This window comes from Mycobacterium sp. IDUB_36, from assembly GCF_055419225.1.
On sequence record NZ_JBVAXH010000001.1, the window covers coordinates 2,983,904 to 3,009,527 of the forward strand.

Annotated in this window: 26 protein-coding genes and 4 tRNA genes; 20 read left to right on the plus strand and 10 right to left on the minus strand. The window is 66.0% G+C overall.

From position 1 onward, the window contains the following. Positions 1-65: 65 nt before the first annotated feature. The 6 genes from ACZYW1_RS14775 to pstB all read left to right on the plus strand — a co-directional run bounded on the left by ACZYW1_RS14775 (position 66) and on the right by pstB (position 5,724). A complete protein-coding gene (locus ACZYW1_RS14775; protein WP_463786876.1) occupies positions 66-833 on the plus strand; it encodes a winged helix-turn-helix transcriptional regulator in 768 nt (255 codons plus the stop codon). Continuing rightward, the gene (gene mshD / locus ACZYW1_RS14780; protein WP_463786878.1) at positions 830-1,732 is read left to right on the plus strand and encodes a mycothiol synthase; all 903 of its coding nucleotides are present in this window, start codon (positions 830-832) and stop codon (positions 1,730-1,732) included. Before ACZYW1_RS14775 ends, mshD begins: the two co-directional genes overlap by 4 nt. A gap of 124 nt (positions 1,733-1,856) precedes the next feature. Next, on the plus strand, positions 1,857-2,954 hold the full coding sequence (pstS, locus tag ACZYW1_RS14785; protein WP_463786880.1) for a phosphate ABC transporter substrate-binding protein PstS: 1,098 nt from the start codon (positions 1,857-1,859) through the stop codon (positions 2,952-2,954). A gap of 49 nt (positions 2,955-3,003) precedes the next feature. Next, positions 3,004-4,026: a phosphate ABC transporter permease subunit PstC gene (gene pstC / locus ACZYW1_RS14790; RefSeq protein WP_463786882.1), complete on the plus strand. Its 1,023-nt coding sequence runs from the start codon at positions 3,004-3,006 to the stop codon at positions 4,024-4,026. Continuing rightward, positions 4,023-4,955 (plus strand): phosphate ABC transporter permease PstA, encoded by a 933-nt coding sequence (gene pstA, locus ACZYW1_RS14795; protein ID WP_463786884.1) that lies wholly within the window; start codon positions 4,023-4,025, stop codon positions 4,953-4,955. Before pstC ends, pstA begins: the two co-directional genes overlap by 4 nt. Beyond that, complete coding sequence (gene pstB, locus ACZYW1_RS14800; RefSeq protein ID WP_463786886.1) at positions 4,948-5,724, plus strand: phosphate ABC transporter ATP-binding protein PstB; 777 nt, start codon at positions 4,948-4,950, stop codon at positions 5,722-5,724. Before pstA ends, pstB begins: the two co-directional genes overlap by 8 nt. Here pstB and phoU read toward each other — a convergent pair. The 5 genes from phoU to ACZYW1_RS14825 form a co-directional block, all read right to left on the minus strand. After that, positions 5,721-6,389, minus strand: a complete 669-nt coding sequence (phoU, locus tag ACZYW1_RS14805; protein WP_463786888.1) for a phosphate signaling complex protein PhoU — start codon at positions 6,387-6,389, stop codon at positions 5,721-5,723. The two genes, pstB and phoU, sit on opposite strands and share 4 nt — an antisense overlap. An 85-nt stretch (positions 6,390-6,474) precedes the next feature. Continuing rightward, positions 6,475-8,616: an LCP family protein gene (locus ACZYW1_RS14810; RefSeq protein WP_463786890.1), complete on the minus strand. Its 2,142-nt coding sequence runs from the start codon at positions 8,614-8,616 to the stop codon at positions 6,475-6,477. Positions 8,617-8,856: 240 nt separating this feature from the next. Next, positions 8,857-9,990, minus strand: coding sequence for a tRNA dihydrouridine synthase DusB (gene dusB / locus ACZYW1_RS14815; RefSeq protein ID WP_463786892.1), 1,134 nt, complete (start codon positions 9,988-9,990; stop codon positions 8,857-8,859). A gap of 6 nt (positions 9,991-9,996) precedes the next feature. Further along, a complete protein-coding gene (locus tag ACZYW1_RS14820) occupies positions 9,997-11,016 on the minus strand; it encodes an acyl-ACP desaturase (RefSeq protein ID WP_463786893.1) in 1,020 nt (339 codons plus the stop codon). A gap of 109 nt (positions 11,017-11,125) precedes the next feature. Then, positions 11,126-11,710 carry a TetR/AcrR family transcriptional regulator gene (locus ACZYW1_RS14825; protein ID WP_463786895.1) on the minus strand — a complete coding sequence of 195 codons (585 nt, stop codon included), beginning with the start codon at positions 11,708-11,710 and terminating at the stop codon, positions 11,126-11,128. A gap of 68 nt (positions 11,711-11,778) precedes the next feature. Between ACZYW1_RS14825 and ACZYW1_RS14830 the strand changes: the two genes are divergently transcribed. Then, positions 11,779-12,765: an oxygenase MpaB family protein gene (locus tag ACZYW1_RS14830; protein ID WP_463786896.1), complete on the plus strand. Its 987-nt coding sequence runs from the start codon at positions 11,779-11,781 to the stop codon at positions 12,763-12,765. On the opposite strand, the gene ACZYW1_RS14835 is transcribed toward ACZYW1_RS14830, so the two are convergent. After that, complete coding sequence (locus ACZYW1_RS14835; RefSeq protein WP_463786898.1) at positions 12,747-13,238, minus strand: nucleoside deaminase; 492 nt, start codon at positions 13,236-13,238, stop codon at positions 12,747-12,749. The two genes, ACZYW1_RS14830 and ACZYW1_RS14835, sit on opposite strands and share 19 nt — an antisense overlap. Before the next feature lie 139 nt (positions 13,239-13,377). Between ACZYW1_RS14835 and ACZYW1_RS14840 the strand changes: the two genes are divergently transcribed. Next, the gene (locus tag ACZYW1_RS14840) at positions 13,378-14,214 is read left to right on the plus strand and encodes an SAM-dependent methyltransferase (protein ID WP_463787837.1); all 837 of its coding nucleotides are present in this window, start codon (positions 13,378-13,380) and stop codon (positions 14,212-14,214) included. Positions 14,215-14,221: 7 nt separating this feature from the next. Here ACZYW1_RS14840 and ACZYW1_RS14845 read toward each other — a convergent pair. Further along, positions 14,222-14,297, minus strand: a tRNA-Lys gene (locus ACZYW1_RS14845). A gap of 112 nt (positions 14,298-14,409) precedes the next feature. On the opposite strand from ACZYW1_RS14845, the gene ACZYW1_RS14850 reads away from it, so the two are divergent. From ACZYW1_RS14850 to ACZYW1_RS14885, 8 genes are all read left to right on the plus strand, one after another. After that, positions 14,410-14,482 (plus strand) — tRNA-Glu (locus ACZYW1_RS14850). A gap of 39 nt (positions 14,483-14,521) precedes the next feature. Continuing rightward, positions 14,522-14,598: transfer RNA gene (locus ACZYW1_RS14855), tRNA-Asp, on the plus strand. Positions 14,599-14,624: 26 nt separating this feature from the next. Continuing rightward, positions 14,625-14,698: transfer RNA gene (locus tag ACZYW1_RS14860), tRNA-Phe, on the plus strand. Positions 14,699-14,773: 75 nt separating this feature from the next. Further along, entirely contained in the window at positions 14,774-15,427 is a 654-nt protein-coding gene (locus ACZYW1_RS14865; RefSeq protein ID WP_463786900.1) for a nitroreductase, read from the plus strand. 102 nt (positions 15,428-15,529) lie between these two features. Then, positions 15,530-15,877: a hypothetical protein gene (locus ACZYW1_RS14870; protein WP_463786902.1), complete on the plus strand. Its 348-nt coding sequence runs from the start codon at positions 15,530-15,532 to the stop codon at positions 15,875-15,877. Between the two features lie 23 nt (positions 15,878-15,900). Beyond that, positions 15,901-16,560, plus strand: coding sequence for a M15 family metallopeptidase (locus tag ACZYW1_RS14875; RefSeq protein WP_463786904.1), 660 nt, complete (start codon positions 15,901-15,903; stop codon positions 16,558-16,560). 87 nt (positions 16,561-16,647) lie between these two features. Then, positions 16,648-17,460 (plus strand): class I SAM-dependent methyltransferase, encoded by an 813-nt coding sequence (locus ACZYW1_RS14880; protein ID WP_463786905.1) that lies wholly within the window; start codon positions 16,648-16,650, stop codon positions 17,458-17,460. Between the two features lie 100 nt (positions 17,461-17,560). After that, positions 17,561-18,517 (plus strand): LLM class F420-dependent oxidoreductase, encoded by a 957-nt coding sequence (locus tag ACZYW1_RS14885; RefSeq protein WP_463786907.1) that lies wholly within the window; start codon positions 17,561-17,563, stop codon positions 18,515-18,517. On the opposite strand, the gene ACZYW1_RS14890 is transcribed toward ACZYW1_RS14885, so the two are convergent. Both ACZYW1_RS14890 and ACZYW1_RS14895 read right to left on the minus strand, forming a co-directional pair. After that, on the minus strand, positions 18,514-18,966 hold the full coding sequence (locus ACZYW1_RS14890; protein WP_463786908.1) for a TIGR03618 family F420-dependent PPOX class oxidoreductase: 453 nt from the start codon (positions 18,964-18,966) through the stop codon (positions 18,514-18,516). The two genes, ACZYW1_RS14885 and ACZYW1_RS14890, sit on opposite strands and share 4 nt — an antisense overlap. Positions 18,967-19,032: 66 nt before the next feature. Next, the gene (locus ACZYW1_RS14895; protein WP_463786910.1) at positions 19,033-20,049 is read right to left on the minus strand and encodes a 2Fe-2S iron-sulfur cluster-binding protein; all 1,017 of its coding nucleotides are present in this window, start codon (positions 20,047-20,049) and stop codon (positions 19,033-19,035) included. Positions 20,050-20,121: 72 nt separating this feature from the next. Between ACZYW1_RS14895 and ACZYW1_RS14900 the strand changes: the two genes are divergently transcribed. The 4 genes from ACZYW1_RS14900 to ACZYW1_RS14915 all read left to right on the plus strand — a co-directional run bounded on the left by ACZYW1_RS14900 (position 20,122) and on the right by ACZYW1_RS14915 (position 24,462). Then, positions 20,122-21,525, plus strand: coding sequence for a class I adenylate-forming enzyme family protein (locus tag ACZYW1_RS14900; RefSeq protein ID WP_463786911.1), 1,404 nt, complete (start codon positions 20,122-20,124; stop codon positions 21,523-21,525). After that, positions 21,503-22,408 (plus strand): acyl-CoA dehydrogenase family protein, encoded by a 906-nt coding sequence (locus ACZYW1_RS14905; RefSeq protein ID WP_463786912.1) that lies wholly within the window; start codon positions 21,503-21,505, stop codon positions 22,406-22,408. Before ACZYW1_RS14900 ends, ACZYW1_RS14905 begins: the two co-directional genes overlap by 23 nt. Beyond that, positions 22,395-23,477, plus strand: a complete 1,083-nt coding sequence (locus tag ACZYW1_RS14910) for an acyl-CoA dehydrogenase family protein (protein ID WP_463786914.1) — start codon at positions 22,395-22,397, stop codon at positions 23,475-23,477. Before ACZYW1_RS14905 ends, ACZYW1_RS14910 begins: the two co-directional genes overlap by 14 nt. 217 nt (positions 23,478-23,694) lie before the next feature. Beyond that, positions 23,695-24,462, plus strand: a complete 768-nt coding sequence (locus tag ACZYW1_RS14915; protein WP_463786916.1) for an enoyl-CoA hydratase/isomerase family protein — start codon at positions 23,695-23,697, stop codon at positions 24,460-24,462. Between the two features lie 368 nt (positions 24,463-24,830). On the opposite strand, the gene ACZYW1_RS14920 is transcribed toward ACZYW1_RS14915, so the two are convergent. After that, positions 24,831-25,595: an SDR family NAD(P)-dependent oxidoreductase gene (locus ACZYW1_RS14920; RefSeq protein ID WP_463786917.1), complete on the minus strand. Its 765-nt coding sequence runs from the start codon at positions 25,593-25,595 to the stop codon at positions 24,831-24,833. Positions 25,596-25,624 lie beyond the last annotated feature (29 nt).

The following is a 25,624-nucleotide window of genomic DNA, read 5'->3' on the forward strand; positions in this document are numbered from 1 at the left end:
GCCGTTAAACTTCGTATCTCGCCGTGAATTTTGGGAGACGCCTTTCCCACGAAAGCTGGGCTTGCTTGGACCTGCTACTGCTGACTCCTGAACCTAATCCGGATGTGGTCCTGCCGTCCTTGTCGCTGCTCGCCCACACCCTGCGCACCGCCCCGCCCGACGTTTCGTCGCTGCTGGAGGCGGGCAGCGCCGACATCCTGATCGTCGACGCGCGCCACGACCTGCCCGCTGCGCGCGGGCTGTGCCGGCTGCTGGGTTCCACCGGCCGATCCATCCCAGTGGTGGTCGTGGTCAACGAGGGCGGGTTGGTGGCTGTCAACGCCGACTGGGGGCTGGACGAAATCATGCTGCCCGGCACCGGACCGGCGGAGGTCGACGCCCGGCTGCGATTGCTGATCGGTCGGCGCGGCAACCTGGAGGACCAGGAGGGGGTCGGCAAGATCAGCCTCGGCGAGCTCGTCATCGACGAAGGCACCTACACCGCTCGTCTGCGCGGCAGGCCGCTCGATCTCACCTACAAAGAGTTCGAGCTGCTGAAGTACCTGGCTCAGCATGCCGGCCGGGTGTTCACCCGGGCGCAGTTGCTGCATGAGGTGTGGGGCTACGACTTCTTCGGGGGCACGCGCACAGTCGACGTCCACGTCCGCCGACTGCGAGCCAAGCTGGGGCCGGAATACGAGGCGCTGATCGGCACCGTCCGCAACGTGGGCTACAAAGCAGTCCGCCCCAGCCGGGGCCGCCCGCCGAGTGGCGAGGCCGTCGCCGACGATGACGACGACGCGGACGCCGACAGCGGCCCGGAGTCGTTGGCCGATCCGCTTCGCAGCCAGTGACAGCGCCGCAATGGCGCGAAACGCTGACCGTCGACGAGCAGCGCCTTATTCGTGAACTTGTCTCTGCCGCAACACAATCGGACGCCGTAGCGCCGGTGGGCGAGCAGGTGCTGCGCGAGTTGCCGCACGATCGGAGCGGCCACCTACTCGTCACCGGTGAGAGCGACGAGCGCGTTCTCGGGTATCTGAACCTGTCCGAAGAGCCCGACGACGGGTCGGCGATGGCGGAGCTGGTGGTGCACCCGGAAGCGCGCAGACGCGGCACCGGCTCGGCGCTGATTGAGGCTGCATTGTCGAAAACCAATGGCAAGAACAGATTTTGGGCCCACGGCACACTCGACGCCGCACGTGCGACGGCATCGGCCCTGGACCTGTCGCCGGTCCGCGAACTCGTGCAGATGCGTCGCGACCTGAACGACATCACCGAGCCGACGGTGCCCGACGGTGTGCGCATCCGTACCTATGGCGGACCGGCGGATGATGCAGAGTTGTTGCGCGTCAACAACTCTGCCTTCGTGACACATCCTGAGCAGGGCGGCTGGACCGATGCCGATCTCGCGGAGCGGCGGGCCGAACCCTGGTTCGACCCCGACGGACTGTTCCTCGCCTTCAGTCAGCAGACCGACGCGCTGCAAGGGTTCCATTGGACGAAGGTGCACTCCGAGGAGGCCGGGCTCGGCGAGGTCTACGTCGTCGGGGTGGACCCGGCCGCGCAGGGCAGCGGACTGGGCGGTGTGTTGACCGCCGTGGGCATCGCCTTCCTGGCGCGCCGGCTGAAGGGTGCTGCTGAACCGACCGTGATGCTCTACGTCGAGTCGGACAACGGCGCGGCGCTCAAGACGTACCGACGTCTGGGATTCACCCAGTACAGCGTGGACACCGCGTACGCCCGACGCTGACCTGTTCACCGACCGTTCATCCTTGCGGCGTACGCCGTCCACGCCCGGCGCATAGTTTCGCCGGTGGCCCGTCGCCGTCGCGGGCGGGGTCGATGACGGACAAATCCTCGAGGAAGCGAGACCGGTGAAGCTCCACGCGGTGCGTGCAGCGCTGGTGGCCGCCACGATCGCGGGCGTGATGTCCACCGGTTGCGGCAGTGACAGCAACCTGCACGGTATGAAGGCCCCGACCGGGCCGGTGAACTGCGACGGAAGGCAAGACCTGACCGCCGAGGGATCCACTGCGCAGCAGAACGCCATCGCCCTGTTCAACATGGACTGGTCGCAGCTGTGCCCCGGCAAGCAGTTGGCCTACAACCCGACCGGATCCGGTGCCGGACGCGAGCAGTTCATCGCCAGGCATGTCGACTTCGCCGGCTCGGATTCGCCGTTGAGCAAGGATCAGGTCGAACAGGCCGCCGCCCGCTGCAACGGCAATCCGGCCTGGCATCTGCCGATGGTGTTCGGACCCATCGCCATCGTCTTCCACCTCGACGGGGTCAAGCAGCTCGTCGTCAACGCCGACGTATTGGCCAAGATATTCAGCGGCTGGATCACCAACTGGGACGACCCGGCCATCGCGAAACTCAACCCGGGCACCAAGCTGCCGAACACCAGGATCTCGCCGATCTACCGCTCGGACTCCTCGGGCACGACCGACAACTTCCAGAAGTATCTGGCTGCCGCCGCGCCGGACAGCTGGAACCGCAACACCGGCAGCGAGTTCCAGGGCGGCGTGGGCGAGGGAGCGCAGAAGTCGGCCGGCGTCATCCAGGCCGTGCACTCCGCTGTCGGCGCTATCGGCTACGTCGAGAAAGGTTTCGCCGACCAGAGTGGCGTGCCCTACGCGCAGATCAACGACGGCAGCGGTGCGGTCGCCCTCACCGACGACGCCGCCCGCAAGGCCATCGACGGGGCCACCTTCGCGGGGCAGGGCAACGATCTGGAGCTCAACCTGAAGTCGATCTACCGCTCCCGGGAAGCGGGCGCCTATCCGTTGGTGCTGGCCACCTACGAGATCGTCTGCTCGAAGGGCTACGACCCGGCGACCAGTGCGGCGCTCAGATCCCTGCTGACCGTCGCCGCCGAGGATGCGCAAGACGGCCTGTCGGCCGCGGGCTACATTCCGCTCCCGGAAAAGTTCAAAAAGCGCCTGATCACTGCGATCAACACGATCCGCTGACCCGACGAATTACCCTTGGGCGCAGATCACCCGAGGAGAAGTGGACACAGTGACGACGCCGAATCCCGCCGATACCGGTTCGGGTCAGGTCGTCGCAACGTCACCGCGCGGGCCGGCCGCGACGCCGCTCAGCTGGGGCGACATCACACACAGCCGCGGCGATTCGCTGTTTCGCAACCTGGCCACGGGTTCGGGTGCCCTGATCGTGGCGCTGGTCGCGGCGATCGGGCTGTTTCTCGTGATACGCGCGGTGCCGGCACTGACCCGCGACCGGGTCAATTTCTTCACCTACGGCGGCAACTGGGACACCACCAACACCGAGGCGATGCGGTTCGGCGTGCTCGACCTGGTCCAGGTGACGGTGATGGTGGCGCTGTTCGCCCTGACCCTGGCGATGCCGGTGGCACTGGGGATCGCGATCTTCCTCGCCCAGTATTCGCCCCGGCGGGTGACCGGGCCACTGGCCTATCTGGTCGACTTGCTGGCGGCGGTGCCGTCGATCATCTACGGAGTCTGGGGCCTGTTCGTGCTGGCGCCGCGGCTGCAACCGGTGGCGGTATGGCTCAACGACCACCTGGGTGGGGTGTTCTTGTTCGCGACCGGCAATGCATCGGTATCCGGCGGCGGAACGATCTTCACCGCCGGGATCGTGCTGGCGGTGATGATTCTGCCGATCATCACCGCGGTCACCCGCGAGGTGTTCATGAAGACGCCGCAGGGCCACATCGAGGCCGCACTCGCGCTCGGCGCCACCCGCTGGGAGGTGGTCAAGACCGCGGTGCTGCCGTTCGGGCGTTCCGGCTACATCAGCGGCGCGATGCTGGGTCTGGGTCGGGCGCTGGGCGAGACCGTCGCGCTGCTGATCATCCTGCGTGGCACCCAGGCGGCGTTCGGGTGGTCGTTGTTCGACGGCGGCTACACCTTTGCGACCAAGATCGCCGCCACCGCATACGAATTCAACAACCAATACCGGGCGGGCGCGTACATCGCCGCGGGCCTGGTGCTGTTCCTGCTCACCCTTGTGGTGAATGCCGTAGCGCGCGAGGCTGTTTCGGCCAGGGGCACCCGATGACGTCGATGCTGGACCGCCCACTCAAGGCGCGAACCTTCACCGGTGTGAGCGTGCGTCGGCGGCTCTCCGATGCCGTCGCCACCGTATTGACGACGGTGTCGGTCGGGGTGGCGCTGGTGCCGTTGACCTGGGTGCTGTACTCAGTGCTGACCAAAGGCTTCGCCGCGGTGAAATCGACGGTGTGGTGGACGCATTCGCAGGCCGGCATGACCGCCTTTCTGGCGGGCGGCGGCGTGTATCACGCCATCGTCGGCACGGTGCTGCAAGGTCTGGTGTGTGCGCTGATCTCCATACCGATCGGCGTTTTCGTCGCGATCTATCTGGTCGAATACGCCGGAGGCAGCAGGCTGGGCAGGGTGACCACGTTCATGGTCGACGTCTTGACCGGTGTGCCGTCGATCGTCGCCGCGCTGTTCATCTACGCGCTGTGCATCGCCACCCTCGGGCTTCCGAGATCCGGCTTTGCGGTGTCGCTGGCTCTCGTGTTGCTGATGATCCCGGTGATCGTGCGCACCACCGAGGAGATGTTGCAGATCTTCCCGGTGGAACTGAGGGAGGCCAGTTACGCGCTGGGCGTGCCACACTGGCGGACGATTACCAAGATCGTGTTGCCGGCCGGCCTGTCCGGAATCAGCACCGGGATCCTGCTGGCCCTGGCCCGGGTGATGGGGGAGACTTCGCCGCTGCTGATCCTGGTGGGTTACTCGCAGGCGATGAATTTCGATGTCTTCGGTGGCTTCATGGGCTCGCTGCCCGGCATGATGTACGACCAGACCTCGGCCGGGGCCGGCACCAGTCCGATTCCCACGGATCGGTTGTGGGGTGCGGGCCTGACACTGATCTTGGTCATCGCCGTCATTAACCTGGTGGCCAAGGTCGTCTCGCACGTTTTTGCATCCGAAAGGACAGGCAGGAGCTCCAGTGGCTAAGAGGTTGGACCTGAAGGACGTCAACATCTTTTACGGCGCGTTCCAGGCCGTCGCCGATGTCTCGCTCTCGGTTCTGCCGAGGAGCGTCACGGCGTTCATCGGGCCGTCCGGTTGCGGCAAGACGACGGTGCTGCGGACGCTCAACCGGATGCACGAGGTGACGCCCGGCGCCCGCATGCAGGGCACCGTGCTGCTCGACGATGACGACATCTACGGCTCCGGTATCGACCCGGTGGGTGTTCGGCGGGCGATCGGAATGGTCTTCCAGCGTCCAAACCCGTTTCCCACCATGTCGATTCGCGACAACGTGGTGGCCGGGCTGAAGCTGCAGGGTGTGCGCAACCGCAAGCTACTCGACGACACCGCCGAGCACGCGCTCCGCGGCGCCAACCTGTGGGACGAGGTCAAGGATCGGCTCGAGCGCCCCGGCGGCGGACTGTCCGGTGGTCAGCAGCAACGGCTGTGTATCGCCCGAGCCATCGCCGTGCAACCCGACGTGCTGCTGATGGACGAGCCGTGCTCGTCGCTGGACCCCATCTCCACGATGGCCATCGAGGACCTGATCGCCGAGTTGAAGCAGGAATACACCATCGTCATCGTCACCCACAACATGCAGCAGGCCGCCCGGGTGAGCGACCACACCGCATTCTTCAACCTCGAAGCCGTCGGCAAGCCGGGCCGGTTGATCGAGATCGACGACACCGAGAAAATCTTCTCCAACCCGACGCAGAAGGCCACCGAGGACTACATCTCCGGCCGCTTCGGCTAGCCGGACTGCGCGACCGCCGTCTCCTCGGGGAAGTGGCCGGTCGCCTGGAAGATGACCCGGCGCGCCACCTCGACGGCGTGATCGGCGAAGCGTTCGTAGAAGCGGCCGAGCAGCGTCACGTCGACCGCGGCGGCCACCCCGTGCTTCCACTCCCGGTCCATCAGCACGGTGAACAGGTGCCGGTGCAGGTCGTCCATGGCGTCGTCTTCTTCGCGGATCCGGGCGGCCTTCTCCGGGTCGCGCGAGGACAGCACTTCCTGCGCGCTGTTGCCCAATTCGACTGCCAGCCTGCCCATTTCGGCGAAGTATCCGTTGACTTCCTCGGGCAGTGTGTGCTGCGGATGACGCCGGCGGGCGATCTTGGCGACGTGCAGAGCCAGCGCACCCATCCGGTCGATGTCGGCGACCATCTGAATGGCGCTCACGATCGAACGCAGGTCGCCGGCGACGGGCGCCTGCAGAGCCAGCAGCACGAAGGCGCTCTCCTCGGCCTGGGCGCTGAGTTCGGCGATCTTTTCGTGATCGGAAATGACTTGCTCGGCGAGGACCAGGTCGGCCTGCAACAACGACTGGGTGGCCCGCTCCATCGCGGCGCCGGCCAGCCCGCACATTGCGCCGAGCTGTTCAGAGAGCTCAGAGAGCTGCTCGTGATAGGCGGTGCGCATGAAACCAGCGTACTTTCCCTACCGCGCAACGGGCAGGAACCCGCGCGAAGTGGAGCTGAACTCGCGGTGAATGCCGGTTCGCCCGCTACTCGCAGTGCGTGTCGGCGGCGTTGGTGACCGTCAGGTCTTCCGGAAGTTTGGTCGACGGGCTGCTGGTGTTGCGCTCGACCTGCAGGTTGACCTGGGAGCCGGCCGGCGGAGGTGTGCCGACGGAAGCGAAGTCCGAGCCGAGCACCACCTGAATAACTGGTCCTGTGCCGGTGATCCGCTCAACTTTGGCGTTCGCGAAGGAGCCCGCGACCGTGGCGGCGGCTTGTTCGTTGCCCGGCGAGTACAGCACCTTGGTGGACTTAAGCGGGTTCGGGTAATCGTCAGGCGACTTGACCCGAAACCCTTTGCGCTTCAGCTGGTTGCTGGCGGTGGTGGCCAACCCTGACTTCGAGGTCGAGTTCGAGACCTGCACGGTGACGTTCTGCGGGGCGGCGGCGACGGCCTGCAGATGCTCGGGGTGCTGTTCGGCGAGCTGGCCGGTCTGAGATCCCTTGGAGGACAGGGCATTCGCCGGTGTGGTCGGCGGGCTCGACGTCGCGTTCATGTCGTTTTCACCGGGCAGCGCGTCGTCACTGATGATCGCGTCGAACAGCGCCCGCATGTCGGAGGTGCGGGGCGGTTCATCACCGTTCTCGTCGGTGACGCCGGTCGGTACGGTCACGAAGGAGACGTGGCCGGCGTTCATGCCCTGCACCGACTGGCCGAGCTGGACGAGGTCGCGGGTCCGGATGTTGTCGACGTAGCTGTTGCTGATGAACATGTTGACGACGCTGTTGAGCTTGCTCATCGAGAAGAAGGTCTCCTTGGAGATCAGCGACCGCAGCAACGACGACAGGAACAGCTGCTGCCGCTTGATCCGGCCGTAGTCGCCGTTGTTCTCGGTGGTGATGTTGCGGGCCCGAACGTAGTTCAGCGCGGTTTTGGAGTCGATCAGCTGACGACCGGAATGCGACAACACGGTGCCTAGTTCGTAGTCCTTGAGCGGCGTGGTGCTGCACACCTCCACACCGCCGAGCGCGTCCACCATCTTCGCGAAGCCGGCGAAGTCGACCGCGATGAAGCGGTTGATGCTCAATCCGGACAGCTTCTGGATCTCCTTCACCAGACATTTCGGCCCGCCGAACGAGAACGTCGAGTTCAGCTTCGTCTCGGTGTAGACGTTCTTCGGGCCCCACTTCTTGGTGTCGGTGTCATACAGCGGGCCGTACTCGCCGGTGTCGGGGTTCCACGCCTCGCACTGAATGGGAGTAATGGCCAGGTCACGCGGAAACGACACGGCGACAACACGTTTGCGGTTGGCCGGGATGTTGACCAGCATGATGGTGTCCGAACGGGCACCGCCCGCATCGTCGGTGGTGCCGACGTCCATGTTGCTGTTGGCCCCGGCGCGAGAGTCCATCCCGACGATCAGGAAGTCCTCGTCGCCGTATTGCGCGTTCGGGTCGACGATGTCGCGCGATCCCAGGTCCAATGCGCTGATGGTGTTGAGTCGGTGGTTCTTCGAGGTGCTCCACTGGTAGGCCCCACCGGTCATGGCCAGGGCGGCCGCCGCGATGGTCGCCACCACCAGCCGGCCGACGACGAGCAGCGCCCCGTGCCGGTGCCGCTTGCGGGGGGCGACGGCGTCATCGGTCTCCGGCTCGGTGTCCGGCGCCTCCAAGAGGCCGACCCGCGTCTTCGGCAGCACCGTGGTCTGCTCGGTGTCGGCGTCGGCGTCACCGAGCACGGCGGTGCGGCGGATTTTGTCCAGGTCGGGCAGCTCGTCGGCATAATCCGCCGGGCTCAGCAATTCGTAGGCGTCGTAGTCCGCACTCGCTTCGGTCGACCGCGGGGCTTCGGTCTCGGAGGTTTCGGGGTCCGGCGCCGCGCGGTGGTGACGCGGGCGGTCGGCGACCGAGCCGCCCATCTTGGCGATCAGGTCCGCGACGGTGAGCCCGCCCTCGGTGTGGTGTCCGGCGGAGTCGTCGTCGGCGTCGCGCGCGGGTTCGTCCGGCTCGATCGGCGCGGTGGAATCCGGCTTGGCCGATGGCCCGACCCAGCGGTGCGCGATGGTCGCGGTCTGCGTGGTGGCTCCGAACCGTTCCCACGGCGCGGCGCCTCGCGATCCGGGCGGACTTCCGGTAAGTCTCGAGTCATCGGCGTCGGGGCCGTGAGTGGCTGAATCGCCGTCACTCATGTCCTACCGGCCTCCGAATCAACGAATGATGCTCGCGTGCGCAACGCAACGTATCCGCGCGACCTCATTGTCGCGTCATCCATGTACAGCCGTACCGCGATGATGGCACTCGCTTCGGCCATCGGTGCAAGATGCAACAAGATCCATATCGTATAGAGACAGCACCGTTAACGCGATCTCGGGAGGGTCTCGACAGTGTTACTACGTCGGGGTCTTACCGACCAGCTTCGTCGCCGGACGCTAGCCGCCGGAGTGCATGACGTCGGCTCCGCTGGGAACCGCGCAGTCGTCGCGATCTGCCAGCCAGCCATCGGGCAGCGCCACCTTCGCCGGTGACCCTTGGCGGCCACGCGGTCCGCCGGCCGCGGTCGGGAACGGGGTGTCGCCGTCGAGCTGATCCAGCAGCCGATCCAGCTCGTCGCGGGTCTTGACCAGCGCGAGTGCCCGCCGCAGGTCCGACCCGGCCGGAAAGCCGTGCAGGTACCAGGCGATGTGTTTGCGCATGTCACGCATGCCTTTGTTCTCGCCGAAGTGCTCGGTGAGCAGCTCGCCGTGCCGCCTGATGATGTTCGCCACCTCGCCGAGGTTCGGCGGTGTCGGTGCCGCGGTCCCGGTGAAGGCCGCCGAGAGCTCGGCGAAGAGCCACGGTCGGCCCAGGCAACCGCGACCGATGACGACCCCGTCGCAGCCGGTCACGGCCATCATGGTCAGTGCGTCGTTGGCTTCGAAAATGTCGCCGTTGCCGAGCACCGGAATCGACTGGACGTGTTGTTTGAGCCGGGCGATCTGCTCCCAGTCGGCCGTTCCGGAGTAGCGCTGGGCGGCGGTGCGGGCGTGCAGCGCGACGGCTGCCGCGCCCTCGGACTCGGCGATCTTGCCGGCCTCGAGATGGGTGTGGTGCTCGTCGTCGATGCCGATCCGGTATTTGACGGTCACCGGGATGTCGGTGCCTTCGGTGCCGCGCACGGCAGCGTTGACGATCTGGCCGAACAGCTGCCGCTTGTACGGCAGCGCTGCGCCGCCACCGCGACGGGTGACCTTGGGCACCGGGCAGCCGAAGTTCATGTCCACGTGATCGGCGAGGCCTTCGTCGGCGATCATCTTCACCGCCGCGTAGGTGGTGGCCGGGTCGACGGTGTAGAGCTGCAGCGACCGCGGCGACTCGTCGGCGGAGAACGTCGTCATGTGCATCGTGACGGGATGGCGTTCGACGAGGGCGCGCGCGGTCACCATCTCGCAGACGTACAGTCCGCTGACCGTGCCGACGCGCTCACGCTCGAGTTCCCGGCACAACGTGCGGAAGGCGACGTTCGTCACGCCCGCCATGGGTGCCAGCACCACCGGGCTGGCCAACGTGATGGGACCGATGCGCAAGGCCGGTTACCGCCGGCTCAGGGACAGGGTGCCTTCGGTGCGATGCAACTCGGATGCGGTGACCTTCTTGCCCGTGCGGGCTTCGCGCTCCAATTGGCGGCGCTTGGAGATCTCGAACTTGTCGCAGGACATCTCGAGCTCTTTGATCAGCAGCGCCAGGTCTTCCTGCATCGCGGCGGCCTCGCCGGTGAAGTCGTCGCGCTCGAAGATGCGCCATTTCTTCAGCACCGGCATCACCACATCGTCGAGGTGGATACGTGGGTCATACACGCCGCCGACGGCGATCATCACGGCTTTGCGGCGGAACTCGGGCACCTGGTAGCCGGGCATCTGGAAGTTGCGCAGCACCTTGTGCAGCGACCTCATCGCCTGGTTGGGCGCAATCTCGAACCCGGCCTCGGAGACGTCGCGGTAGAAGATCATGTGCAGGTTCTCGTCGGCGGAAATCTTGGCCAGCAGTTGATCGGCGATCGTCTCGTTGCAGGCTTTGCCGGTGTTGCGGTGCGAGATGCGGGTCGCCAACTCCTGGAAGGTCACGTAGATGACCGAGTCGAACAGACTCTCGGCGAACAGGTCTTCTCGAATCTGCTGGTTCTGTCCCGGGCTGAAGCCGCGGTTGACCACCTCCATGCGCAGCTTCTCCAGCTCGATGGGGTCGACGGCGCGGGTCACGATGAGGTAGTCGCGCAGCGCGATGCCGTGCCGGTTCTCCTCGGCGGTCCAGCGGTTGACCCACTGGCCCCAGGCGCCGTCCATGCCGAAGTTCATCGCGATCTCGCGGTGATAGGACGGCAGGTTGTCCTCGGTCATCAGGTTCTGCACCATGGCGACCTGCGCGACGTCGGACAGCTTGGACTGTCCGGGCTCCCAGTCCTGGCCGCCGAGGGCGTAGTAGTTCTTGCCATCCGACCATGGGATGTAGTCATGCGGGTTCCACGGCTTGTGCATGCTCAGGTGCCGGTTCATGTTTTTCTCGACCACCGGCTCGAGTTCACGCAACAAGTCCAGGTCTGAAGAATCCGGCACAACGCCTCCCAGATATCTGTGTCTGTCGGTTTCAGTAAATATATCTGTTCATGCCGGTGACATTCAAGTTCCGTCGCGCGAGTTTCTGCAGCGACATCGGGCGGTCCGGTCAGCCCGAGGCGGCCCTGCTGAGCAGCATGTCGACGCAGTAGTCGATGAACTGCTCGCGACTGGCGGCCAGACGGCCGTCCAGGTAGGCGGTGAACAACGCGGTCAGGCCGCCGATCAGGCCGGTGGCCACCATCTTCTGGCGGACCGGGTTGCCGATCTGGGTGAGTTTGCCCTGCAGCAGGTCGATGAAGTTCGGCATCCATTCAGCGCCAGAGCGGACCAGCACCGGCTCCACCGCCGGAGCCAGCAACAGCACCCGGCCGCGCACCGGGTCGTCGACCATCAGTGCAACGAACCGCTCGACCGCTTCACGGGGCGTGGTCGCCGACATCAAAGTCGACATCGCCCGGGCGCAGACGTCGTCGTACACGGCCCGGATGAACTCGTCGCGCTCGGCGAAGCTCTCGTAGAAGTAGCGCTCGGTCAGCTCGGCCTGCCGGCACACCGCCCGCACGGTCACCGCGGGACCGCTCGCCTGGCCGAGCAGTTGCACACCGGCGGTGACGAGTTCTTCGCGGCGCAGGGCCTGGCGGTCTTCCAGCGGAACACCGGACCAGCGGCGCGCACGTTGACCGGACGGCACGGGCCTCCTAGACTCTTGTTGACAACGCATGTAGTCATTCTGCCGAATTGATACAGGAAACTTAACCAGTGACTCAAGATACGTCTGAGGTGTCCCCGGTCGCGTCGGGTTGCCCAGTTTCCCCGCTGGGATACGAGGCCCCGCCGCAGCCGCTCGGTCCCGACTCGCTGACCTGGCGTTACTTCGGTGACTGGCGCGGAATGCTGCAGGGCCCGTGGGCCGGATCGATGCAGAACATGCACCCGCAACTCGGCGCCGCCGTCGAGGAGCACTCGACGTTCTTCCGTGAGCGCTGGCCGCGGTTGCTGCGATCGTTGTATCCGATCGGCGGGGTGGTCTTCGACGGCGACCGCGCACCGACCACCGGGGCAGAGGTCCGCGACTACCACATCGAGATCAAAGGCACCGACGATCAGGGGCGCCGCTACCACGCGCTCAATCCCGACGTCTTCTACTGGGCGCACTCGACGTTCTTCGTCGGCACCCTGCACGTGGCCGAACGCTTCTGTGGGGGGCTGACCGAAGCGCAGAAGCGTCAGCTGTTCGACGAACACGTCGAGTGGTACCGGATGTACGGCATGAGCATGCGACCGGTTCCCAAGAGCTGGGAGGATTTTCAGGTCTACTGGGACCACATGTGCAGTGAGGTCCTGGAGAACAACTTCGCCGCCCGCGAGGTGCTCAACCTGACGGAGTTGCCCCAACCGCCGTTCGCGGAATGGATTCCGAATCGACTGTGGGCGCTGCAGCGCAAATTGATCTCACCGTTCTTCGTCTGGGTCACCGTGGGCCTTTACGATCCGCCCGTGCGAAAGCTGATGGGCTACAGCTGGTCTCGGCGCGACGAGTGGTTGCACCGCCGATTCGGCGATCTGGTTCGGCTGATCTTCGCGGTGGTGCCGCCCCGGTATCGCAAGCACCCGCGAGCCAGGGCCGGTTTCGACCGGGCCGGCGGCCGGATCCCGGCCGATACTCCGCTGATTCAGACCCCGGCCCGCAACCTGCCGCCGCTCGACGAGCGCGGCGATCCAAAGCACTACTGCCCCAACGTCTGAGGCCGCCTGCCGCCATTGCGCTCGTTCCACAACCGGTACACCTCGACCGCGTCGTCACAGGGGTCGTAGCGCATCGGCAATCGGCGCCGCTGCCAGTCTTTGCCGAACTCGTCATAGAACGTGGCCAGCTCGAAGTACTTGCGGTCGTCGACGTAGTACGGCTCGTATTGGTCGCGCTGGGTCAAGAAGACCACCTGGTCGGGTGAGCAGTAGTACAGCGACCCCAGGCACATGGGGCACGGGTGGGCCAGCACGTAGATCGTGGTGCCGGTCAAGTGCTCGGTGCCCAACCTCACGCAGGCCGCGCGGATGGCGAGTATCTCGGCATGGGCGGTCGGATCATTGCTCTGCGCAACCTGATTGGCGCTCTCGGCCAAGATCTCGCCGTCCTTGACGATCACCGTCGCGAACGGCCGGCCGCCGTCGATGACGTTCTGCCGAGCCAGATCGACAGTCCGTTGCGCAAAGTCCATCGCGGGTCCTCCATCCGAAAGCCGAGCAAATAAATAGCTGGTCTATATTAATTTGTACATCGAAAGGGGAGTTCTGGTGTCTGTACGCAGCGAAAGCGACAGTTGGGATCTTGCGACGAGTGTGGGTGCGACGGCGACCATGGTCGCCGCCCAGCGGGCGCTGTCGTCCGACGCCGGTCTGATCGACGATCCGTTCGCCGCGCCGTTGGTCCGCGCGGTCGGCATCGACGTCTACACCCGTCTGGTCAACGGCGAGATCCCGGTCACCGACGGCAAGGATTTCGATCCGGCGCGGATGGCCCGGGGGATGGCGGTCCGGACGCGGTTCTACGACAGGTTCTTCGTCGACGCGACGCGCGCCGGAATCCGGCAGGCGGTGATCCTGGCCGCGGGCCTGGACGCTCGGGCGTATCGCTTGCCGTGGCCGCAGGGCACCGTGCTCTACGAGGTGGACCTGCCCGAGGTGATCGAGTTCAAGACGTCGACGCTTCGGGACCTCGGGGCCGAACCGACGGTGGAGCGGCGCACTGTCGCGGTCGATTTGCGTGACGACTGGCCCGCGGCACTGCGGGCCGCCGGCTTCGACCCGCAGGCCCCGTCGGCGTGGAGCGCCGAGGGTCTGGTGGTGTACCTGCCGCCCGAGGCGCAGGACGCGTTGTTCGGCAACGTCACCGAACTGAGTGCGACGGGGAGCCAGCTGGCTTCTGAATTCGTCCCCGACACAACAATTTTCAAGGACCCGCGGTGGCGCAGCCACCACGATCGGATGCGCGAGCTGGGCTTCGAGGTCGACTTCGACGAGCTGGTCTACCACTACGAGCGCAGCCACATCATCGAAGACCTCACCACGCGGGGCTGGCAGGTGGCGCACCGCGCGGTCGCCGAGATGCATGCGGCCAACGGCTTCGCCTACGCCGACGACGAGCTCGCCCAGGCGTTCGGCGACATCACCTATCTCAACGCCGTGCGGGACTGATCCGGCTTGGTGCCCCCACTAGGACTCGAACCTAGGACCTGCGGATTAAAAGTCCGTAGCTCTACCAACTGAGCTATAGGGGCGGCGACGCACAAGGATACTGGGTCCTCGTTTGAGGATTCGGTCCCCGGTGCCCTAAGCTGACGTGGCTCCAGCGAACCACGTTGTGAGTACCCCCGAAGAGATTCGGTTCTGGCCCCCATCGTCTAGTGGCCTAGGACGCCGCCCTTTCACGGCGGTAGCACGGGTTCGAATCCCGTTGGGGGTACGCGCGGCGGCGGCGACGCCGGAGCGAGCAGTACAGCAAGGCCCTGTGGCGCAGTTGGTTAGCGCGCCGCCCTGTCACGGCGGAGGTCGCGGGTTCGAGTCCCGTCAGGGTCGCCAGCACGGCGAGGCATCTCTTGCCTACCGGCCAGGTAGCTCAGTTGGTACGAGCGTCCGCCTGAAAAGCGGAAGGTCGCCGGTTCGATCCCGGCCCTGGCCACTCACTACCCCGGAGCTCGATGCCTCTGTCGGCGGAGGACCGTCCCATCGTTCGCGACAGAGATGCGAGGCACTGGTGTACGACCTCGAAGACGCCATCGTCAGCCGCCACTCGACCAGAATGTTCCTCGCCGATAAACCGGTGCCTCAGGAATTGGTCACTGAGGCACTTGAATTGGCGATCCGCGCGCCGTCGAACTCGAACATCCAGCCGTGGCATGTGGTCTTCGCCTCGGGAGCGGCGCGCGATCGCCTCGTCGCTGCACTTTTGGCCGAGGCGGACATCGCCACACCTGTCGTGCCGCCGCTGCCTGAGCACTTCGCCGACTACCGACGCGAACTCGGAACGCTTGTCTACGGCGCGATGGGTGTCGCGCGACACGATGCAGAAGCGCGTCGCCGCGCCGTGCTGCGTAATTGGGAGTTCTTCCGTGCACCGCTGGCCAGTGTCGTGTGTATGCATCGCGACCTCGACTACGTCGACGCGGTCGCGGTCGGCATGTTCGTGCAAACGTTCCTTCTCGCGCTCACCGCCCGCGGCTTAGGTACCTGCGTCCAGGTGTCCATCGCCGGCTACCCGGACGTCGTGCGAGCACAGCTGCAGATAGGCGACGAATACCGGATTCTCTGCGGGATAGCTATTGGATTTACCGATACCTCGTTCCCGGCCAACAACCTCAACGTGCCCCGTAACCCGCTCGACTCGAACGTCACTTTTCTGGAACAGTGACCGGCCCGCTCGCCTGGCCGTCGATGGTGGGTCCGTGCGCGCCGGTAAAATACAGGCTTGTAATTCGCGGGGGACGCGGCTCGGCTTCGATGGGGGACAGGGATGGACCAGCTCAAGATCTGCAGCGTCGAATTCGACGACCGGGATCCTTTTCTGGCGACGTTCAACGTCCACCTGTCGCGCGATATGACGGACTTCGAGCGGCAGATGCTGCCGCCGCTGCTCACGTCTGGATTCTCCCCGGCCGAGGCCCGCGGCTCCGCGGTGGTGGCGATCCGGAACTCGACCATCACGATGATCGAGGACCATCGTGACCTGCTCAAGCAGATCGTGGCGGAAGCCGAAAACCTGGCCGGCACATTGGAACACGAGCAGCGCGCGGTGGCCTCCCAGTCCGCCGACAGAATTCGACACGTCCGGGAGCGGGCCGCGGCGATCGACTGGGGCTGAGCCATCGGTCGCATACTGAACCCATGGTTCGATTCCTGTTCGCCCTGCTCCTGCTCACTTCCCTGAGCTGCGGCGCCATTGCCGGCGCCGACGTGCCGCCGCTGAGCCCCCAGGCGCGGGCCGCCGGATTCGTCGATGTCCGTTCCGTCGTGCCCAACGCGCTGATCGACCTGCGCTACGCGACCCCGAACAACTTCACCCATACCCAGCTGTATCCGGCCGGTGCCCGTTGCCTGGTGCACGAATCTCTGGCGGCCGGACTCGCCTCGGCGGCCAAGGCGCTTGCGGCGACCGGCGACCGGTTGGTCTTCTGGGACTGCTATCGCCCGCACGACGTACAGGTCAAGATGTTCGACATCGTGCCGAACCCGGCGTGGGTGGCCAAACCCGGCAATTTCGCCAAGAGCCATGAGTCGGGCCGCTCGGTCGACGTGACACTGGCCAACATGACCGAGCAGTGTCCACACTGCCTGGTCGACATGGGCACCGACTTTGACGACTTTTCGCCACGCGCAACGGCTTTCGCCACCGACGGCGTCAGCATCGGGCAGCAGGCGAACCGGCGCAGATTGCGTGACGCCATGGGTGCTGTCGGACTGTCGGTGTACTCCGGCGAATGGTGGCATTTCGACGGAGCGGGCGCAGGCGTCCAACGGCCGATTCTCGACGTGCCGGTTGTGTAGCGTCTCAATATATGAGACAGGCGTTTCGTATAATGGAATTCGCGACGGTACCCTTGGCGCCGAACGAGATTCAAGGGAGGTCGTGCCGTGTCCAGTGAATACCGGGCCGTCTACACCCACGGGCATCACGAGTCGGTGTTGCGCGGGCATCGGGTGCGTACCGCAGAGAATTCGTCGGCGTATCTGCTGCCGCATCTGCGACCCGGAATGTCGCTGCTGGACGTTGGCTGTGGCCCCGGGACGATCACCGTCGATCTCGCTGCCCGAGTCGCACCGGGAACGCTGACCGCTGTCGAAATGACCGACGCCGCCCTCGATTTGGCGCGCGTCGAGGCGCAGCGCCAGGGCCGGTCGAATATCGAGTTGGTGACCTCCGACGTTCACGCGCTTGACTTCGCGAACGACACCTTCGACGTGGTGCACGCCCATCAGGTGTTGCAGCATGTCGCCGACCCGGTCCAGGCGCTGCGCGAGATGCGGCGGGTGTGCAAGCCCGGCGGTGTCGTTGCCGTCCGCGATGCCGACTACGCGGGATTCACCTGGTTTCCCGAGCTGCCGGCGCTCGATCACTGGAGGACGCTGTACTCCGCGGCCGCGCGGGCCAACGGCGGTGAACCCGACGCGGGGCGGCGCCTGCTGTCGTGGGCCCAACACGCCGGATTCAAGGACATCACGCCCAGCGGTGATCTCTGGTGTTTTGCGACGCCCGAGACCCGCGACTGGTGGGGCGGAATGTGGTCCGACCGGATCGTCGAGTCGGCCCTGGCCCGACAGCTCGTCGACTCCGGGATGGCCACCGCGGCTGAACTCGGTGAGATCGCGGCAGCGTGGCGGCAGTGGGCCGCTGCCCCCGACGGCTGGCTGGCCATTCCGCACGGCGAGATTCTCTGCCGCGGCTGACTCCGTCGCCGCATCACGCCTGATCAGACGCGTGATATTGGCATTCTCTTTTTTTGCAAGTACGTTATCGTCAGAAAGATAACGATACTTTGGAGGACACGTGCGTCTCGGAGTAATGATCGGCGCCGAGCGTGGCGATTCGGCGCGCAAAGTCAGCAAGCTGCTCGCCGACATCGAGTGGGCCGAATCCGCGGGCATGGACACCGCATGGATTCCCCAGGTACCGAACGACTTCGACGCGCTGCTGGCCGTCGCACTGATGGGCACTCGCACCACCCGCATCGAGCTGGGCACCGCGGTCGTGCCGCTACAGGCGCAGCATCCGATTGCGTTGGCGCGCCAGGCGTTGTCGACGCACGCCGCAACCGGCGGCCGGCTGGCGCTGGGCGTCGGGCCGTCGCATCACTGGATCATCCAGGACATGCTGGGCCTGCCCTACGAGAAGCCGGCCGCCTATACCCGCGACTACCTCGAGGTGTTGCACGCGGCGTTCGCCGGCCCGGGTTCGATCGACGTCGAGAACGACCACTTCACTGTGCACAATCCGAACGATCTCGCGCCGGTCGCGCCGCTACCGGTGTTCGTCGCGGCGCTGGGCCCGGTGATGCTCCAGCTGGCCGGCGAACACGCCGACGGCACGGTGCTGTGGATGGCCGACGAGCGATCGGTCGCCGAGCACGTTGTCCCGCGGATCACCAAGGCCGCCGCCAACGCCGGACGTCCGGCACCCCGCATCGTTGCTGGAATTCCGGTATGCCTCTGCGCCGCAAGTGAAGTCGATGCGGCCAAAGAGCGGGCCAACCGGATCCTCGGCGAAGCCGAAGTGTCGCCGAACTATCAGCGGCTGCTGGACCACGGCAACGCCCGCGATGTCGGCGACATCTGCGCGGCCGGCGACGAGGAAGCCATCCTGGCGCGGATGCGGCGTTTCGCCGACGCAGGAGTGACCGACCTGTCGGTGCGACTGCTGCCGATCGGCGACAACCGCGACGAGCTGATCGCCTCGAAGCGGCGGACCCGCGAGGTCATCGCCGAATTGGGCGCTCAGCTTCGCTAGCCCCGCGACGGGTTGGTGTAGACCCGGTCCGGCGTGATCAGAACCGCGGTTCGACGCTCTTCGCGCATCACCCGGTCGTAGGTGTCCCAGTCGTCGTGGTCGCCGCCCGCCGCGGTGAAGACCTCGCGCAGGATCACCCGCAGCCGCTCGTCGTCGACATCGGGATGCGGGTCGTCGGGTCCGATGAGTTGGGCGGTTCCCTCGACGGTGGCCCATCGCCAGCCGGCCCTCGCCGTGACAGTGGTGCGGGGATCGGCCCGCAGGTGGCCGAGTTTGCGGGCACTGCCGATGGCGACCAGCGCCACGACCGGGTCGTTGGTCAGCGGATGGGGAAGCACTCCCGCGTTGACGACGGATGCCTGGGCGCTGCCGTCGCGCCGGAGCGTGGTGAAGACGACAAGCCCCTGGTCGGCGGCGGCGACGTCAGCGAAGGCGGGAAGGTCGGTCATGGGTGGCTGGTCCTTTCGGGTGCGGTCCCCGGGTTCAGCCCCGCGACGCCGCATTCCATTCCGGGCCTATTCGTACTCCACCGTGATCGACGCGGTGTCCGGAACGGCCTGGCAGGTCAAGATGTAGCCGTCCTCGATCTCATCCTCTTCGAGCACGTCGTTGGTACGCATGGTGGCTTCGCCCTCGACGAGCTTGGCGATGCACGTTCCGCAGTTGCCGGCCTCGCAGCTGAACGGCGGTGACAGACCGGCCCGTCGCGCGCTCTCCAGCAGCGTCTCACCGGGCACCCGCGGCACCGACACCTTCTTGCGGTTCAGCCGGATGTTCACCGAGCCGCCCGAATCGACGTCGCCTGCGGCTTCCGATACCTCCGGCGCCGGAGACTTGGCCGGCGGTGTGGCATCGAAATCTTCGATCAGGACATTCGCCGTGTCGGGCAGCGCGGAGCGGACCACGGCCATGAAGCCTTCCGGGCCGCAGACGTAGCAGTCGGCACCGGTGTCCGCGCCGACGAACGTCTCGACGCCGGCCGCATCCAGGAGGCCCTGCTCGTCATCGAGGTGACGTTCGACCGTCAGCCGCCCGGGAAACCGCGCTACCAGCTCGTCGAGCACTGCGTCGAAGATCGCCGAACCCCGGTCGCGATCGGCGCACAGAATCCGCACCGCACGATCGGTCCCGGCCAGCGCGCTCTTGGCGAGCGACAGAATCGGGGTGACCCCGCTGCCGCCGGCGAATGCCAGCAGCGGCGCTGTGGACGGGCTCAGCACGAAGGTTCCTGCGGCTCGGGTCATGGTCAGCACATCGCCTTCGACCACGTTGTCCACCAGCCAGTTCGACACTCGGCCACCGGCGACCCGTTTGACCGTGGTCATCAACTCGGCATCGGTCTCGGGGGCGCTCGACATCGAATACGACCGGTAGAGGTCCTCGCCGTCGACGGTCACCTTGAAGGTGCTGAACTGCCCGGCACGGTAGGAGAACGGTTGCTCGTCCGGGGCGAGAACATAGGTGCGGCTGTCGGCGGTCTCCTTGACGATCCGGGTCACCGTCGCCCGCTGGAACACGTGGCGTTCCACCATCCGTACACCATCCCCACTTTGCGTTCTTCGCCTGAGAGAATACTATTCTCTCAAAACGATAGGATCTTCTCAATGTCCCCGACCGCGCTGGTCTTCGAGGAGCGGCATTACACGTTGCCGCAGCTCGAGGCGTTGGCGGACGGCCTCGCCGCCACCTTGCGAGCCCGGGGTGTGACGGCGGGCCAGCGGGTCGCAGTGATGACGTCCAATCGTCCCGAATTCGTCGTCGCGCTGCAGGCGATCTGGCGGCTGGCCGCAGTCGTGGTGCTGATCAGTCCGGCGTGGAAGCGGCACGAGGTCGAGCATGCCCTGGCGCTGACCAACCCGCCGCACGCCGTCGGCGACCACGAGGTGCTGTCGGGTCTGATGCCGATGCTGCACCTCGACGAGCCGATCCTCGCCGGCGATTCGACACCCGCACCATCTCCTGCGCCCGATGCCGACGCGGTGCTGGCATTCAGCTCGGGAACCACAGGCTTGCCGAAAGCCGTTCGCCACACCCACCATTCGCTGCAGGTCGCGGTGGGCCACTGGCGTGACGCGATGGGCGTGACCGCGCGCGACCGGATCCAGATCGCCACGCCCCCGTCGCACATCCTCGGCTTGCTGAACATCATGACGGCCCTGCAGACCGGTATGTGGATGCGTCTTCATCGCCGATTCGACATCGACCGCATGCTGCAGTGCATCCAGGACGACCGCATCACTGTCGAGATGGCAGTCGCACCAATCGCTTTGGCCATCGCCGCGCACGCGCGGCTGGAGTCCTACGATCTGTCCTCGCTGCGATTCATCATGTGGGGCGCGACACCGGTCAGCGCCAGTGTGGCCGAGACCGTCACTCGACGTACCGGAGTGGGCTGGGTTCCGGCATACGGCACCACCGAGTTACCGGTGATCGCGTGCAACCCGGTCGACGGCGCGCGACTCGACTCCGTCGGCCGGCCGGTGCCGGGTGTCGAGGTTCGGGTGACGTCGTCGCAGACCGACGAGCCGGTCGGCCCCGGCGAGATCGGTGAGATCCAGGCCCGTGCCGAGTCGCTGATGGCCGGCTATCTGCCCTGCGAGGCGACACGAGAGGTGTTGTGCGACGGGTGGTATCGCACCGGTGACGTCGGCTACCTGGACGCTGAGGGCTGGTTGCGGATCACCGATCGGTCCAAGGAGATGATCAAGGTTCGCGGCTTTCAGGTCGCGCCCGCCGAAATCGAGACCGTACTGCACGAGCACCCCGCCGTCGACGACTGCGCGGTGTTCGGCATCCCGGACGGCGCCGACGGTGAATTGGTCGTCGCCGCGGTTGCCGCCAATGAGCCGGTTGACGCCGACGAGCTCACCGCGCGGGTCGGTGAGCGCCTGGCGTCCTACAAACGTCTGAGCCGTGTCGTGTTCGTGCCGGAAATACCTCGGCTGCCTTCGGGGAAGGTGTTGCGCCGAGTTCTCAAGGAGCGCTATGGATGTACGTCTGACAGCTGAACAACAACAGCTACGTGATGCGGCTGCGAAACTGGCCGACGATCTCGGTCCGGGCTCGGTGCAGGATCTCGGTGATGCCGAGCGAATCGCCAGGCTCGACAAGCAGATTCAGCAGGCTGGCTGGCGATCGTTACGTTCCGACGAGGCTTCCGCGGTGGAAGTGGTGATCGTCGCCGAGGAGTTCGGTCGCGGGTTGGTCGACGCGCCGTTTCTCGGTCCGGTGCTGGCCGACGACCTGGCCCGGCGGGTCGGCGAGGACGGATCCGGATCGACCGCCGCGTTCGGCGGCCACGCCATCGACGCGCGCGGTTATCGACGGGCTTTGAGGCTCGATGGCGCGACGGTGTCGGCCGTTGACGTGGGTGCCACCCGAGAGGCCGTGGACCTCACCCGAGCCGCCGCAGATCTCGGCGAAACTGCCTCCACCATCGGTGAACTCGACGATGACGCCACTCGTCGGTGGCTGGCGCTCGCACTGGCCACCACATCGGCGGACCTGGTGGGCACCGCCCGTGGTGCACAAAGTCTGGCGGTCGAGTACGCGAAAATCCGCGAGCAATACGGTAAATCGATCGGCTCGTATCAGGCTGTCGCACACCTGCTTGCCGAAAGTCTGGCACTCATCGAGGGATCGGTGAGCATCCTGCGGCACGCCGCCTGGGCGGTCGACGAACTGGATCCGGCCGAGGCGATTCGAGCCGGACGCTTCGCGAAGGTCTACTGCGCCCGTGCCGCGCGGACCGTGTGCGAGACGGCGATCCAGGTGCACGGCGGTATCGGCAACACCTGGGAATGCCTGGCGCACGTCTTCCTGCGTCGCGCGCTCACCTCGACCGAATTGTGGCCCGTCAAGCTGGAGGAGATCAGCGTTGGACTTCCGTGACTCGCCCGACGAAGCGGCCTTCCGGGATCGACTGCGATCGTGGCTTTCGGTGCATGCCAAGGAGTTTCCCAGCTCCGGTGACGAGTACTGGGCCAAACAGGGCGAATGGCACAGCGCCCTGTACGAGGGTGGTTTCTTCGGATTGTCCTGGCCGAAGGAGTACGGCGGCCAGGAACTCCCACCGGTCTTCGACGTCATCCTCGACGAGGAGCTCGCCCGCGCCGAGGCTCCGCCGCGGCCCAGCCTCGGTTATCTGGTCGCGGGACTCAGCCGGCACGGCAGCAAGGAGCTGTGCACTCGATTCCTGCCCGGCATGATCAACGGAACCGAGCGGTGGTGTCAGGGCTTCAGCGAGCCCGGCTCCGGCTCCGACCTTGCTTCGCTGACGACCACCGCGACCCGGGACGGCGACAACTACGTCATCAACGGGCACAAGATCTGGACCAGCTACTCCGACATTGCCGACTGGTGTCTATTGCTGGCCCGCACCGATCCCGAAGCCAAGCGGCACCGCGGCATCTCGGCCTTCATCATTCCGATGAAACAGCCTGGTGTGCAACAGCGTCCGCTGCAGATGATCAACGGAGTCACCACCGAATTCGGTCAGGTGTCCTTCGACGGCGCCACCGTGCCGGCCGAGAACATGGTCGGCGCGCCGGGCGAAGGGTGGCCGCTGGCCATGACCGTGGTCGGCCACGAACGCGAGCCGTCGACTCTGGGTTACGCGGCGCGCTACGGCAAGCTCGTTCGTCAGCTGGCCGCGCGCAGTGGCGGTACGCGGAATGAGGAACTCGCCTGGGCCGCAGTGCAAACCGAGATGCTGACCCACCATGTCCGACGGCGGCTGTCCGAGCAACTCGACGGCGTTACGCACACGTCGGACGGATCGCTGGACAAGCTGTTGATGACCTGGGTCGAGCAATCGGTCGGCCACGCCGCGCTGGCGGTGGGCGGTATCGACGACCCCAACCTGCTCAGCGCCTACCTCTACAGCCGGGCCCAGAGTGTCATGGGTGGCACCTCGCAGATCCAGAAGAACATCATCGCCTCACGGATATTGGGGTTATAGGAGTGATCGCGAGCGCGGGCGGAGTCCGGGTGAAGCGGGTCACGACCCACGGGATAGGAGTGATCGCGAGCGCGGGCGGAGTCCGGGTGAAGCGGGTCACGACCGACGGGATAGGAGTGATCGCGAGCGCGGGCGGAGTCCGGGTGAAGCGGGTCACGACCCACGGGATAGGAGTGATCGCGGGTGAAGCGGGTCACGACGAACAAAGGAGCCTGAGATGTACGACATGCCAACCGAAATCGATGTTCAGGCCGACGGCCCGCTGCGGATCATCACGCTGAACCGGCCCAATTCGCTGAACTCGGTCAACGACTCGCTGCACCACGGCCTGGCAAAGCTGTGGCAGCGGTTGAGTGACGACCTGACCGCTCGAGCTGCGGTGATAACCGGTGCGGGACGGGCCTTTTCGGCCGGCGGTGATTTCGGGTATCTCGAGGAGCTGGCGAACGACGCGGCGCTGCGGGCCAAGACGATCATCGACGGGCGCGAGATCGTGCTGGGTATGGCGCGCTGCCGGATTCCGGTGCTGGCCGCCGTGAACGGGCCGGCCGTCGGGTTGGGCTGCAGCCTGGTGGCGCTCAGCGACATCGTCTACATCGCCGAAGACGCTTATCTGGCCGACCCGCACGTGCAGGTGGGATTGGTCGCCGCGGACGGTGGACCGTTGACCTGGCCGCTGCACATCAGCTTGCTGCTGGCCAAGGAGTACGCACTGACCGGTGCGCGCATTCCCGCCGCGAAGGCTGTCGAACTGGGGCTGGCCAACCACGTCGTGGCCGACCCGATGGCCGAGGCGATCAAGGCGGCCAAGAAGATTCTCGAGTTGCCGCAGCAGGCGGTCGAGAGCACCAAGCGGGTGCTGAACCTGCATCTGGAACGCGCGGTGCTGGACACCATCGACTACGCGCTGTCGGCGGAGAGCCAGTCCATGCAGACCGAGGACTTCCGCGCGATCGTCGCGAAGTTCAACGCCGGCAAAAACTGAGACCGGGTCCGGCCCGGGATCAGATGTGGTCCGGACTGGACGGATTCAGTGGATTGAGCGGATTGGTCGGGCTGTTCGGATTCGTCGGACTGTTCGGGCCGTAGGGCCCGAGATTGCATACAGCGCTTGCGTTTGCGATGCAATCCGCAGGGTTGAACGGATCGGGATCAGCGGGGTCTGCGCTCGCCGGAAGGGCGAGGGCAGTGGCGGTGACGCCGATGAGAACAACTGCAGCCGCAGCCGTGGCGACAACCCTGCGGACGTCGGGAACCAGCGTGAACCTCATCGAGACCGTCCCTTCTGACTGTGCGAATCAGCTACTCACCATTAGCGCACACATCGTCAGGACGCGACCGACGCTTTTTCGTCTACTTCGGCGGGAAGCGCAGCGCGCCATCCAGACGGATGACTTCGCCGTTGAGGTAATCGTTTTCGACGATGCTCTGCACGAAGGCGCCGTACTCCGGCGAGCGGCCCATCCGCTTGGGGAAAGGCACCTGCGGGCCCCAGTAGGCCTCGAGCTGGTCGCCCGCCTTGCCGTATGCCGGGGTCAGGAAGGTGCCGGGCGCGATCGTCACGACCCGGATGCCCAGCGGGGACAGGTCGCGGGCGGCGACCAGCGTCATGCCGACCACGCCGCCCTTGGCCGCGGCGTACGGCAGCTGGCCGATCTGCCCCTCGTAGGCCGCGATCGATGCGGTGTTGATGATCACGCCGCGAGCGCCCTCGTCGAGCGGCTCGGTTCGCGCGATGGCCGCAGCGGCCAGGCGCAAGACGTTGAAGACCCCGGTCAGATAGACGTCGATGGTCGTCTTGAAGCCGTCCAAGTCCAGTGGCGAGCCGTCCTTGCCGATCAGCCGTCCGCCACTGGCGGGGCCACCGTGCGCATCCACCGAGATCCGCAGCGGAGCGAGCGATTCGGCCTCGGCCAGTGCGGCGTTGACGTCCTCGGTCTTGGTCGCGTCGGTGCGGACGTAACGGGCGTCGAGCTCCTTGGCCAGCGCTGACCCTTTCTCGTCGGCCAGATCCGCGATGACCACTCTGGCTCCCGCCGCGTGCAGCCGTCGAACCGTGGCTTCGCCCAGGCCGCCTGCGCCGCCGACGACCACCGCCGAACTCCCGCTGATCTGCATCGCTGTTTCCCTTCTTGCAATCGACACTC

Excerpts from the sequence above, each read along its gene's own strand:
- ACZYW1_RS14890 (WP_463786908.1), bottom strand. The coding sequence starts at position 18,966 with ATGACCGACCTTCCCGCCTTCGCTGACGTCGCCGCCGCCGACCAGGGG.
- phoU (WP_463786888.1), bottom strand. The coding sequence starts at position 6,389 with ATGCGCACCGCCTATCACGAGCAGCTCTCTGAGCTCTCTGAACAGCTC.
- ACZYW1_RS14835 (WP_463786898.1), bottom strand. The coding sequence starts at position 13,238 with ATGGACTTTGCGCAACGGACTGTCGATCTGGCTCGGCAGAACGTCATC.
- ACZYW1_RS14900 (WP_463786911.1), top strand. The coding sequence starts at position 20,122 with ATGTCCCCGACCGCGCTGGTCTTCGAGGAGCGGCATTACACGTTGCCG.
- ACZYW1_RS14840 (WP_463787837.1), top strand. The coding sequence starts at position 13,378 with ATGGTCGCCGCCCAGCGGGCGCTGTCGTCCGACGCCGGTCTGATCGAC.
- ACZYW1_RS14870 (WP_463786902.1), top strand. The coding sequence starts at position 15,530 with ATGGACCAGCTCAAGATCTGCAGCGTCGAATTCGACGACCGGGATCCT.
- ACZYW1_RS14920 (WP_463786917.1), bottom strand. The coding sequence starts at position 25,595 with ATGCAGATCAGCGGGAGTTCGGCGGTGGTCGTCGGCGGCGCAGGCGGC.
- ACZYW1_RS14905 (WP_463786912.1), top strand. The coding sequence starts at position 21,503 with ATGGATGTACGTCTGACAGCTGAACAACAACAGCTACGTGATGCGGCT.
- ACZYW1_RS14915 (WP_463786916.1), top strand. The coding sequence starts at position 23,695 with ATGTACGACATGCCAACCGAAATCGATGTTCAGGCCGACGGCCCGCTG.
- pstA (WP_463786884.1), top strand. The coding sequence starts at position 4,023 with ATGACGTCGATGCTGGACCGCCCACTCAAGGCGCGAACCTTCACCGGT.
- ACZYW1_RS14895 (WP_463786910.1), bottom strand. The coding sequence starts at position 20,049 with ATGGTGGAACGCCACGTGTTCCAGCGGGCGACGGTGACCCGGATCGTC.
- ACZYW1_RS14810 (WP_463786890.1), bottom strand. The coding sequence starts at position 8,616 with ATGAGTGACGGCGATTCAGCCACTCACGGCCCCGACGCCGATGACTCG.
- ACZYW1_RS14875 (WP_463786904.1), top strand. The coding sequence starts at position 15,901 with ATGGTTCGATTCCTGTTCGCCCTGCTCCTGCTCACTTCCCTGAGCTGC.